This is a genomic window from Endozoicomonas sp. SESOKO1 (genome assembly GCF_024606265.1).
GTDB lineage: Bacteria > Pseudomonadota > Gammaproteobacteria > Pseudomonadales > Endozoicomonadaceae > Endozoicomonas.
In genome coordinates this window covers 1-10,999 of sequence record NZ_JAHHPP010000032.1, presented here as the reverse complement: position 1 = coordinate 10,999, position 10,999 = coordinate 1, and the positions used below count along the sequence as shown (strand labels likewise).

The window sequence follows — 10,999 nt, the reverse complement described above, 5'->3', positions numbered from 1 at the left end:
AGCTGGCGCGCTTTCAGGAAAAATGCTGTCTGACAAAGTGACAAAAAAAATAAATTTTCGAGGGTAAGTTTTATGGACCAGATTCGCTCCTGTTTAGATGCGTCTTTACTCCGCCCCGGCTGGGAACCCTGCTGGAAAGCTGCCGCTGCGGTCGGTGCAGTTGCTGGTGGAGCTACTGGTTTGTTCACTGGCCTTACCGTTAAAAAAATTGGGGGGTTAACTTTAGAACAGACAGTGGGTTGCAGTGCGGGAGTGGGTGCGGCAGGAGGAGCGCTTGCGACCATTGCAGCATCGGCTTTATGCCTTGCCTGTTGTTGCGATGGTGAGGACGACGACGATACCCAAAGCCAACAAGGACCTTCCGTGGCTTCCAGAACGGTCACAAATCAACCTCGCCCGGGGGGCTATCTGATCAAACCCAACTACTCATCACGAGCCTGTTCAGGCAGTTTTCGCATTCCTATGGGTTACTTCACTGGCAGTCACTATGGATACTACGATGGTGGTCATGGTGGATGCCACGATGGCGGCCATAGCGGTGGTCATGGTGGATGTGGTGGCGGCGGTGGTGAGTGAACGAATTCCAGTGCAACGTCGGGGGTATCAATTTCTCCAGTTTTTGCCACTTTCACCATCCCCTGACAACATTTTGGTTCCAGATCTTCAAAAAATCCGCCACTCGAATTTTCAGGTTAATAAGTAGATCACGACCACCTGCAATGGTTCACCCAATGACCAGTCCATCCTTTGAGGGGCGGACGATATAACCCGGCGGATTTAGCGATAACCTATTGATTATAAATACGGTGTAATAATCGGAAATTTCTATCGCCAAAGATCGAATTCTCAGGCTAGAATACCATTCCCTTGATTACCTTTGGAGCCATGTGTGGTTACGCTTGTTGCGTATGTTGTCATCGCTATTGCGGTGTCCTTTATTTGCTCGGTATTTGAAGCCGTCCTACTCAGTATCTCCCCTGCTTATGTGCTTAGCCTTGAGCAGAAAAACAGCAAATGGGCAAAGATTGTCCGGGAGTTGCATGATCATATCGACCGCCCTCTGGCCGCTATCCTCACCCTGAATACCATTGCTCATACCATTGGTGCAGCAAGTGCCGGTGCCCAGGCTGCGAAAGTCTTTGGCGATGCCTCTGTTGGTGTTTTTTCAGCCGTGTTGACCTTACTGATCCTGGTATTGTCCGAAATTATTCCAAAGACCATTGGTGCGTCCTGGTGGCAATCCCTGGTTCCGGTCATGGCCGTTGGTGTGCGCTTTATGGTCAGGCTGCTACTGCCCATTATCTGGATCACTGAGTTACTGACCAGCAAGCTGGGCCCAAAGGACAAAACAAATCCTTATCTGCGTGATGAAATTCAGGCGATGGCTGATCTTGGCTTCCAGGTTGGCGCACTTCAGGGTGTCGAGTCTGAGCTGATGAAAAACATGCTGAAGTTTCGTGATCTCCAGATTGTGGAAATCATGACCCCTCGTTCAGTGCTGTTTTCATTGCCAGAAACTACGACCACTGACGCTTATATGAATGAGTTCACCGGCTCCAGCTTCTCACGTATCCCTGTGTACGGTGAAGACCCGGATGATATCAATGGCTTTGTCATGAGAAATGACATTCTGCTCTCCCACCTGCGGGAAGGTGGCAGTACAACACTGGAAAGCCTGAAACGTCCGATTATTGCCGTGCTTGAAAAGGAGCCATTGCCAAAACTGATGGCCACTTTCCTGGAACAGCGCAGCCATATCGCCATGGTGGTGACCGAATATGGTGATATCCGGGGTATCGTAACCCTGGAAGACATGATTGAAACGCTGCTTGGCCGGGAAATCGTCGATGAAAGTGACGAGGTCGTTGATATGCAGCAGGCAGCAAAAACCAAGTGGGCCCATCGCCTGACAGCTACGGCTTCCTGATCTCTTTTATTTCCCAAGGGCAGTTCATAATATGAACTGCCCTGCTCTCACAGCCTCAAAAACACCCCTGCTTCAACCCCAACCTCCAATCTCAATTTATGCCCCCAGCACAAACTATGGGAGGCTTGGCAACAGCCCTGTTGGCATATTAACGTTCAACTCACCACTGGCCACCAGCTCGGATGCCTTTTGGATATCAGGAAAGAAATAACGGTCCTGATCATAGAACGGAACATCCTTTCTCACCGTTTTCATCACCCGCTGCAGCGTTTCAGAGGTTTTGCAGGGCTTCCTCATATCCACCCCCTGTGCCGCCGCCAGCAACTCAATTCCCACAATCGACGCCGTATTACTGTTCATCTCCCGTAAACGACGGGCCCCATAAGTGGCCATGGATACATGGTCTTCCTGGTTGGCAGAAGTGGGAAGACTATCGGCAACCGAAGGATGGCAGAGACAACGGTTTTCACTGGCCAGGGCCGCCGCCGTGTTATGGGCAATCATAAAGCCGGAATTGACGCCGCTGTTTTTCACTAGAAATGGCGGCAAGCCACTCAAATGTTGATCCACCAGCAACGCGATGCGACGTTCACTGATGGCTCCGATTTCGGCAATGGCCAGGGCCAGTGCTTCGGCCGCCATACCGGTTGGCTCGGCGTGAAAGTTACCGCCGGAGAGTATTTCATTCTCCTCAGCAAAGACCAGGGGGTTATCGGTAACCCCATTGGCTTCTATTCCAAGCAGGCCCGCAGCGTAACGCATTTGCTCCAGACAGGCTCCCATCACCTGTGGCTGGCATCGCAGTGAGTACGGATCCTGAACCTTGTCACAGTCTATATGGGCCTGTTCAATGTCACTGTGGCCCAGCATCGTCCGGTAGGCATGGGCAATATCAATTTGCCCCTGCAACCCCCTGGCCTGATGAATACGGGGATCAAAAGGGCGACGACTGGCCATGGCAGCTTCAATGGAGAGACTGCCGGCGATGATGGCTGATGCCATTAAATCCTCGGCACCAAACAGTCCCTGCAAAGCAAAGGCCGTGCTGGCCTGAGTGCCATTCAACAGCGCCAGCCCTTCTTTGGGAGCCAGCTTCATTGGCTCCATACCGGCATGGGTCAGGGCTTCCGTGGCCGTCACCTGCTGACCATCCACCAGGGCATGACCTTCACCCAGCAATAAACAGCTCATATGGGCCAGCGGCGCAAGATCCCCACTGGCCCCCACCGATCCCTTCTCAGGTACACAGGGATAAACTCCCAGGTTAATCAACTGAATCAGCGCCTCGATCAATTCCAGCCTCACGCCCGAAAGCCCACGGGCAAGGCTGTTAATTTTCAATACCATCATCAGGCGGACAGTGCTTTCATCCATAAACTGACCGACACCGGTGGAGTGAGAAAGCACAATACTCCTCTGCAGAGCTTCCAGTTCCTGGTCTGGAATCCGTGTGCTGGCCAACAGGCCAAAACCGGTATTGATACCATAAACGACCCGGTTCTCGGCCAGTGCCTGATTGACGCAGGCAACACTCTGGTTAATGGCCGGATAACAGGCCGGGTCCAGCTTGATCTGGACCTCATGGCGGCTGACCTTGCGCAGATCGCCCAGTGATAATTTTCCGGGGGAAATCACTAACTCATTCATACTCGCGCCCTCCCGACTCCATGGGCAGATCCAGACCGTTCTCCTGTGCGCACTCCCGGGCAATGTCATACCCTGCATCAGCATGACGCATCACGCCGGTTCCCGGGTCATTCCACAGTACCCTGCCCAGTTTTTCCCGGGCTTCATCGGTACCATCAGCGACAATCACCACCCCCGAATGCTGGCTGTAACCAATACCAACACCTCCGCCATGGTGGATACTCACCCAGGTGGCGCCAGAGGCTGTATTCAGCAGGGCATTCAGCAGAGGCCAGTCAGAGACGGCATCACTGCCGTCGAGCATACCTTCGGTTTCCCGGTTAGGGCTGGCAACCGAACCGGAATCCAGATGATCACGGCCAATCACCACTGGCGCACTCAGCTCACCACTGGCCACCATATCGTTAAAGGCCTGCCCGAGGCGGGCCCGGTCTTGCAAACCTACCCAGCAGATACGGGCTGGCAGTCCCTGGAAGGCGATTCGCTCTCTGGCCATATCCAGCCAGTTATGAAGATGTGCATCGTCAGGAATCAGCTCTTTGACTTTCTGATCGGTCTTGTAGATATCTTCCGGGTCACCGGACAGGGCTGCCCAGCGGAAAGGACCGATACCCTGGCAGAACAGTGGACGGATATAGGCGGGTACAAAACCGGGGAAGTCAAAGGCGTTTTCAACCCCGACCTCTTTGGCCATCTGTCTTATATTGTTGCCGTAATCAACAGTGGCTGCCCCGCGCTTTTGCAGTGTCAGCATGGCCCGGACCTGAACAGCCATAGACTCCCGTGCGGCCCTGGTGACAGCAGCTTCATCCGCCTGACGACGTTCGCTGGCCTGTGCCATCGTCCACCCTTTGGGCAGATACCCGTTCAACGGGTCATGGGCTGAGGTCTGGTCCGTCACCACATCCGGCGTAATGTTGCGTTCAACCAGCTCGGGGAATATATCCGCGGCATTGGCCAGCAGACCCACCGAAATCGCCTTGCCTTCCAATTTGGCCTGTTCAATCATCGCCAGCGCTTCATCCAGCGTCTTGGCTTTTTTATCCAGATAACGGGTTTTCAGGCGGAAGTCGATGCGAGATTCATCCACTTCACAGGCCAGCATGGAAAAACCGGCCATGGTCGCCGCCAGAGGCTGCGCACCCCCCATGCCGCCAAGACCGCCGGTGAGAATCCACTTGCCCGAAGCGTCGCCATTGAAATGGGTTTTGGCCATGGCCACAAAGGTTTCGTAGGTACCCTGCACAATGCCCTGGGAGCCGATGTAAATCCACGAGCCTGCGGTCATCTGGCCGTACATCATCAGGCCTTGTTTATCCAGCTCGTGAAAGTACTCCCAGTTGGCCCAGTAAGGCACAATGTTCGAGTTGGCGATCAACACCCGGGGAGCACCGGGGTGAGTCTTGAATACCCCGACCGGTTTTCCGGACTGGACCAGCAGTGTTTCATCGGTTTGCAGCCGTTTCAGGGTCGCCACAATCTGGTCGTAACAATCCCAATCCCGGGCTGCCCGGCCAATACCACCGTAGACCACCAGCTGTTCAGGATGCTCTGCCACCTCCGGGTCCAGGTTGTTCATTAACATACGCAGAGGGGCCTCTACCTGCCAGCTGCAGGTATTGAGCTCAGAACCTCTGGGAGCCCGGATGATCCGGTCAGGATCAAACCGTCGATGCCCTTGACCGCCCGCTTTACCAACAGCTTCGGGCATCTGGGCCTGTTCAATTGTCATAGTTACCGTCCTCTACGTTACTTTGCTTTATTGTGGAACTGGCACCTGTCACCCCTGCTATCCGGCCTGTCCGCCAGTCATCAGGAAAACTGTAAGTGGTCTCCCAGGCGGTAACGGTCACCGGGGTGTATGAGTTTGGCCAGGCTGACCACCCCATGGCGACACCAGCTTCTTCTGGTGATTCTCAGACAAGGGGCAGTGGCGTCCATCACCAGCGCTTCAGCCATCTCCCGGGAAGGCAATACCGCTTCTACGACGTGCGTCGCTTCGGTCAGGGCAGCCACCCGGTTCAGGTAGACATTGGGGGTTTCCCTGGAAAAATCCTGTTTCAGGTAGTCCGGGGCCAACCGTGGGTTGATGTGACGCTCTTCCCACTGCAGCGGCAGGCCATTTTCACAGTGAACAATGATGGAATGAAAAACCGTAGCCGACTCCGGTAACTCCAGGGAGACCGCCACGGCCTCGGAGGCGTTCTCTGCAGACAGACGTAATATCCGGTTGCTGTATCCATGGCCCCGCTCTTTGATCTCGTCGGCGATATTTTTAACCGCCAGCATGGACGATTGCGGCTTCAGGGGCGCCACAAATGTACCCAACCCCTGCTGGCGCATCAGCACGCCTGAGGCCGTCAGCTCCTGCAGCGCCTTTCTGGCGGTCATCCGGCTCACCGAGAATTGCTGGCAAAGCTCATTCTCAGAAGGCACCTTGCGGGATTCTGGCCATTCGCCGCACTCAATCTTGTCCAGGATAAAGTGCTTGATCTGCTGATAACGAGGTAACAGGCTCTGATTCATAATTTATTTGTGTCAATTGGTGCTTTTCACACGATCTGGCGACCCTGAGGGACTGCAGCTTGCTTACGCAATCCTATTGTATATAGTTGTATATACAATAGGATAATATAATTTGTACGATTCTGCTAGAAAAGCACTGGGATTCTCACGAGGTTAGGATGAACAATGTTACTGACGATCAATGCAGTATTTGTCTGAGCGATTTTAATAATTCCACACACAATCGGGTTTTAATGAGTTGTGGACATATCTTTGGTCGCTCATGCATTACCCAGTGGGTAAAGCGAGTACCGAACTGTCCTTTATGTCGACATGAATGTTCTCCCTTTGAAATATGCAGAATAAGTAGCAGGAGCATAATGGACAAGGTTGTGTATGAGCGGAATATTGCCGCGATTTCTTTACTGACGATTGTTTCTACAGTTTCGGTTACCCACTGGGACAATACCAGAACCTTTTTGAGAGCCATGGAGCTTCTCTCCATCAAATTTTTGTTTAAAGCCGCTTACTTTATACTCAACGACCTTCCTCACACGGATTTTGCCAGATTGGTCAGAGAAGTGTTCAGGTATGAGATGGGTTCTTTTCTTGCCCTGTTTGCAGACGTACTCTGTGGCATTGCATTAGGCAATATGATTGGCACCTTAATCAGAAGATAATTTAACATGGCTCTTTTATCCCAAGAATTTTTCCAGGAATGGCCGGACACCATGAACAACAATAACGCTGACCCATCACGGACCTCCTGTGACCTACTCATCCGGAATATTCACCTTGCCACCATGGATCCGGCTCGCACGTCAACCTGCCCATATAACAGCATCAGTCAGGGTGCCATTCTGGTGCGGGACGGCAAGATTGTGTGGGCGGGAGCAGAATCCGACTTACCACCAGGCAGCAAGGCCAAAGAAACCATAGATGGACAAGGGCAATGGTTAACACCCGGCCTGATCGACTGCCACACGCACCTGATCTATGCCGGCGACCGCTCCCGGGAGTTTGAACAGCGGCTGGAAGGCGTCAGCTACGAAACCATTGCCAAACAGGGAGGGGGCATTCTCGCCACCGTCAACGCCACCCGGGCAGCCACGGTTGCAGAACTGGTTGAGGCTTCCCGCCCACGGCTTGAGGCATTACTGGCGGAAGGCGTCACCACCCTGGAAATCAAATCCGGCTATGGCCTGGATACAAAAACCGAAACCAACATGCTCCGGGCCGCAAGCCTGCTGGCCAGCGAGTACCCTGTCACTGTCGTTCGTACGTTTCTGGGTGCCCACGCTTTGCCACCGGAATACCAAAACCGGGCGGACGATTACATTGAGCACGTCTGCACTGAGATGATTCCGGCGGTGGCCAGAGAACAGCTGGCCGATGCCGTGGATGTATTCTGCGAAAACATTGCCTTTTCCCCCGAACAGACCGAACGGGTATTCAAAGCCGCCAAAGCCCACGGGTTGAACATCAAACTCCATGGTGAGCAACTCTCCGACAGCGGCGGCACCCAACTGGCGGTAAACTATCAGGCACTTTCCGTGGACCATCTGGAATACCTCAGCCAGTCCGGTATTGAGGCCTTGAAAAACAGCAATACGGTAGCCACCCTGCTGCCCGGGGCCTTCTACTTCCTGCGGGAAACCAAACTGCCACCTGTCGATGCATTAAGACAGGCTGGCGTTCCCATGGCCATTGCTACCGATCTGAACCCCGGCACCTCCCCTTTCGCCTCCATACGGCTGATGATGAACATGGCCTGCACCCTGTTTCGAATGACGCCTTCCGAGGCACTGGCCGGTTGTACCCGCCATGGGGCACAGGCACTGGGCCTGCAAGACAAAACCGGCAGAATCAGGGAAGGACTGGATGCGGATCTGTTACTCTGGCCCGTCAGCCATCCTGCCTCACTGGCAGCCGGACTCACGGGTATCACCCCATCCCTGATGGTAAAAAAAGGCCAAATTGTGAAATCAACGATCACCGGAAACCAACCGTTCTCCTGGTCTGGCCGTATTGATCAGGAAACCGATCCACAGGCTGCACAACGCTGGCATCAGAAGGTTCGCCCTTATGCACCGGATGGCGAACACGGGGTTGCCTTGCTGGGGTTTGAGTCTGATGAAGGCGTCCGGAGAAATCAGGGCCGACCTGGTGCGGCCAAAGGGCCAGACCATATTCGACAGGCTCTGGCTAACCTTCCCTGGAATCGCACCGCCCCGGTTTGGGATGCAGGCAACGTTCGCTGTCATGGCGCCAACCTTGAACAGGCACAGCAGGACTATGCCGGGCAGATGTGCCAACTATTAGACAATGGTCAATTAGTCACTGGTTTGGGAGGAGGCCATGAAATTGGCTGGGCTTCTTACCAGGGATTGATGATGCATCTGGCAAAACAGGGGAAGGGTAACCACCCGATCAATGTCGGCATCATCAATTTTGATGCCCACTTTGACCTTCGTTTACCCGAAGTGGGCCCCAGCTCAGGAACCCCATTCTGGCAGGCTTCTGAATACGCCCGGGAGCACGGCATTCCGTTCAATTATCTTTGTCTTGGCATCAGTGAAAGCAGCAATACCCGGGCGCTTTTTAATCGAGCGGATGAGCTGGGTGTCACCTATCGACTCGATAAGGAAATGACTCTGCTGAACCTGCCATCGCTACAACAGGATATCCGGCAATTGATCGACAACGTGGATCATATTTACCTGACCATCGACATTGATGCCTTCCCTGCCTCCCTGGCCCCCGGCGTCAGCGCACCCGCTGCCAGAGGTATTCCCCTGGAGGTTGTGGAACCTTTGCTGGATACCATCAAACACAGCGGCAAGCTGAAACTCTTTGATATCGCTGAAACCTGCCCGCAACATGATATGGATGCCCACACGGCCCGGCTGGCGGCGCGGTTAATTCATCAGCTGGTTGGACAAACCCGGTATCAATGATGCGGCTTAACAACGACCAGGATGACAATCCCCACCAGGAAGATAACCGGAATTTCATTGAAAACCCTGAAAAACTGGTGGCTGTGGGTACTGGTGCCGTTGGCCAGTTGCTTCATATAGCGGGCACACATATGGTGATAGCCAATGGTCAGGGCTACCAGGGTCAGTTTTGCATGCATCCAGGGGGCGCTCAGGTAGCTCGGGATGTAATGTAACAGCCACAGGCCAAGAATCAGGGTAGCAATCATGGAGGGCGTGGCGATGCCCCGCATAAGCTTTCTTTCCATGATGACAAAGCGGTCTCTGCTTATCTGGTCTTCACTCATGGTGTGATAGACGAATAGTCTCGGAAGGTAGAAGAGGGCTGCAAACCAGCAGGTCATGGCGATAATGTGAAAAGACGTTATCCAGAGCATTGGTAAACCCGATTTTTTATTGAATTTGTACGCATTTTTACAGGTTGGAGCAGTAAATCAAGTTGTACGCTCTGAATTTCTCTGTGGTCGGTGAAGTCCGGACCGGTAATTAATTTGCCATTACTTCCGGTCGCTGAGGAAACTCTCTATGGATTGGAGCGTAATAACCCCTTGGCAAAAATGCTCTGTTGTCCACAGATCTGGCTGGAGGTCAGGCAGGCTATCACGATAGCCAGCATGGCCGGCAGAATGATCTCTGAACTGTGGGTAAGTTCCAGCACATTAATCAGAGCCGTCAGGGGGGCCTGAAAGATCGCAGCCATCATGGCAATCATCCCGGTCATGACATGTAAGGTGATATTGGGTGCAGAAACGCCCGGGAACTGCCCCGCCAGCAAAATGCTGCAGGCACCGGCGGTGGCACCGATCATCAACGATGGGCCGATCACGCCTCCGGGAACCCCCAGTCCGATGACCAGGGCGGTAATCACCAGTTTGGCAGCCAGCAGGATTAACAGAAACTGCAGGTTTGCATCGTCGCCGACCAGCAGGACTCCAATCGTGTCATAGCCAATGCCCATGGTTGCAGGGACCAGGGCAGCAATGGTTCCCATCAGAAGACCAGCGATTAACAGTGGGTATACGACCTTATGCTGGCGCTTTTGAAGGGCAAAAATATAAATGCGAATAAACGACGCAGCAAGAAGTCCGATAATGAACGCTGTAATCGCTGTAATCAGCAAATCTTCGGGGGTAACCGGGGGAATAACCGGGATCTGAAAAGCCGGGTTGGGACCGTATGCCGTTTGGGTCAGAACAGAAGAGACAACAGCAGAGGCCATTAGCGGAATAAAGCTTTCCAGCGAATACTCTTTCATCACCACCTCCATGGCAAAGATCACTCCGGCCATGGGGGTATTGAACAGTGCGGCAATGGCGGCAGCAGTGCCGCAACCTGCCAGTACTCCCAGTATGCTGGTCGGCAGTTTCAGTAGCTGGCCCAGTAAGCTGCCAACTCCTGCTCCCATATGTATCGCAGGCCCCTCACGCCCCACCGAGAATCCACTGACCAGAGCGATCAGTGCCCCGATAAACTGGGTGATGGTGCTGGTAAAGGGCAGCCAGCCCCTGTTCAGGGTTAAGCGCTCGATAACATGGGCAATGCCAAAGCTTCTTCGTTTGGGGGGACAGCTTTTGATTAACAGAACCAGGGCAAAGGCTCCGGCGACAGGTGCCAGAAAACGGACCAGGGGAGGCAGGGCCTCATAACCACTTTCAACCGATGACAGCGTTGAAAATATATGTTCGGGTATCAAGGCACGCTGGGAAACCAGGGCAAAGAAAAACAGCAGTTCCTCAAAGGCGATAAGAAAGCCTCCGGCAAGCAGGCCGGTGATCAGTGCCATCAGGGTGAGTTGTGGCAGAGCTTCTGTTTGTGCCAGACGCAGCCTTAAATTCTGTATCGAGGGTTTCTTAAACATAGATGCAGCCTGCTTACCAAACTCGTCGTAAAGCATCGCCCAATCGGGCGGTGATATAAGACAGGA

At 53.5% G+C, this 10,999-nt stretch carries 9 protein-coding genes and 1 pseudogene; 5 read left to right on the top strand and 5 right to left on the bottom strand.

What is annotated here, in order from left to right; all coding sequences use genetic code 11:
- Window positions 1-72: 72 nt before the first annotated feature.
- Together KDK13_RS01930 and KDK13_RS01925 are read left to right on the top strand one after the other, a co-directional pair.
- Complete coding sequence (locus KDK13_RS01930) at window positions 73-576, top strand: hypothetical protein (protein ID WP_257283097.1); 504 nt, start codon at window positions 73-75, stop codon at window positions 574-576.
- A 313-nt stretch (window positions 577-889) separates the two neighbouring features.
- Window positions 890-1,927, top strand: a complete 1,038-nt coding sequence (locus tag KDK13_RS01925; RefSeq protein WP_257283095.1) for a hemolysin family protein — start codon at window positions 890-892, stop codon at window positions 1,925-1,927.
- Window positions 1,928-2,041: 114 nt separating this feature from the next.
- On the opposite strand, the gene hutH is transcribed toward KDK13_RS01925, so the two are convergent.
- The 3 genes from hutH to hutC all read right to left on the bottom strand — a co-directional run bounded on the left by hutH (window position 2,042) and on the right by hutC (window position 6,100).
- Window positions 2,042-3,574, bottom strand: a complete 1,533-nt coding sequence (gene hutH / locus KDK13_RS01920) for a histidine ammonia-lyase (protein WP_257283094.1) — start codon at window positions 3,572-3,574, stop codon at window positions 2,042-2,044.
- A complete protein-coding gene (gene hutU / locus KDK13_RS01915) occupies window positions 3,567-5,285 on the bottom strand; it encodes a urocanate hydratase (protein ID WP_257283098.1) in 1,719 nt (572 codons plus the stop codon). The genes hutH and hutU overlap by 8 nt, the downstream gene beginning before the upstream one ends.
- Before the next feature lie 101 nt (window positions 5,286-5,386).
- Complete coding sequence (gene hutC, locus KDK13_RS01910; protein ID WP_257283093.1) at window positions 5,387-6,100, bottom strand: histidine utilization repressor; 714 nt, start codon at window positions 6,098-6,100, stop codon at window positions 5,387-5,389.
- Between the two features lie 158 nt (window positions 6,101-6,258).
- On the opposite strand from hutC, the pseudogene KDK13_RS19105 reads away from it, so the two are divergent.
- From KDK13_RS19105 to hutI, 3 genes and pseudogenes are all read left to right on the top strand, one after another.
- Window positions 6,259-6,399 (top strand): annotated as a pseudogene (locus KDK13_RS19105) (RING finger domain-containing protein); the annotation flags it as partial.
- 60 nt (window positions 6,400-6,459) lie between these two features.
- Window positions 6,460-6,759 (top strand): hypothetical protein, encoded by a 300-nt coding sequence (locus KDK13_RS01905; RefSeq protein ID WP_257283092.1) that lies wholly within the window; start codon window positions 6,460-6,462, stop codon window positions 6,757-6,759.
- A 51-nt stretch (window positions 6,760-6,810) separates the two neighbouring features.
- Window positions 6,811-9,036 carry an imidazolonepropionase gene (hutI, locus tag KDK13_RS01900; RefSeq protein WP_257283091.1) on the top strand — a complete coding sequence of 742 codons (2,226 nt, stop codon included), beginning with the start codon at window positions 6,811-6,813 and terminating at the stop codon, window positions 9,034-9,036.
- Here hutI and hemJ read toward each other — a convergent pair.
- Together hemJ and KDK13_RS01890 are read right to left on the bottom strand one after the other, a co-directional pair.
- Window positions 9,030-9,452, bottom strand: a complete 423-nt coding sequence (gene hemJ, locus KDK13_RS01895) for a protoporphyrinogen oxidase HemJ (protein ID WP_257283090.1) — start codon at window positions 9,450-9,452, stop codon at window positions 9,030-9,032. The genes hutI and hemJ overlap by 7 nt on opposite strands.
- 146 nt (window positions 9,453-9,598) lie before the next feature.
- The coding region (locus KDK13_RS01890) for a chloride channel protein (RefSeq protein WP_257283089.1) at window positions 9,599-10,999 on the bottom strand (1,401 nt) is incomplete at its 5' end.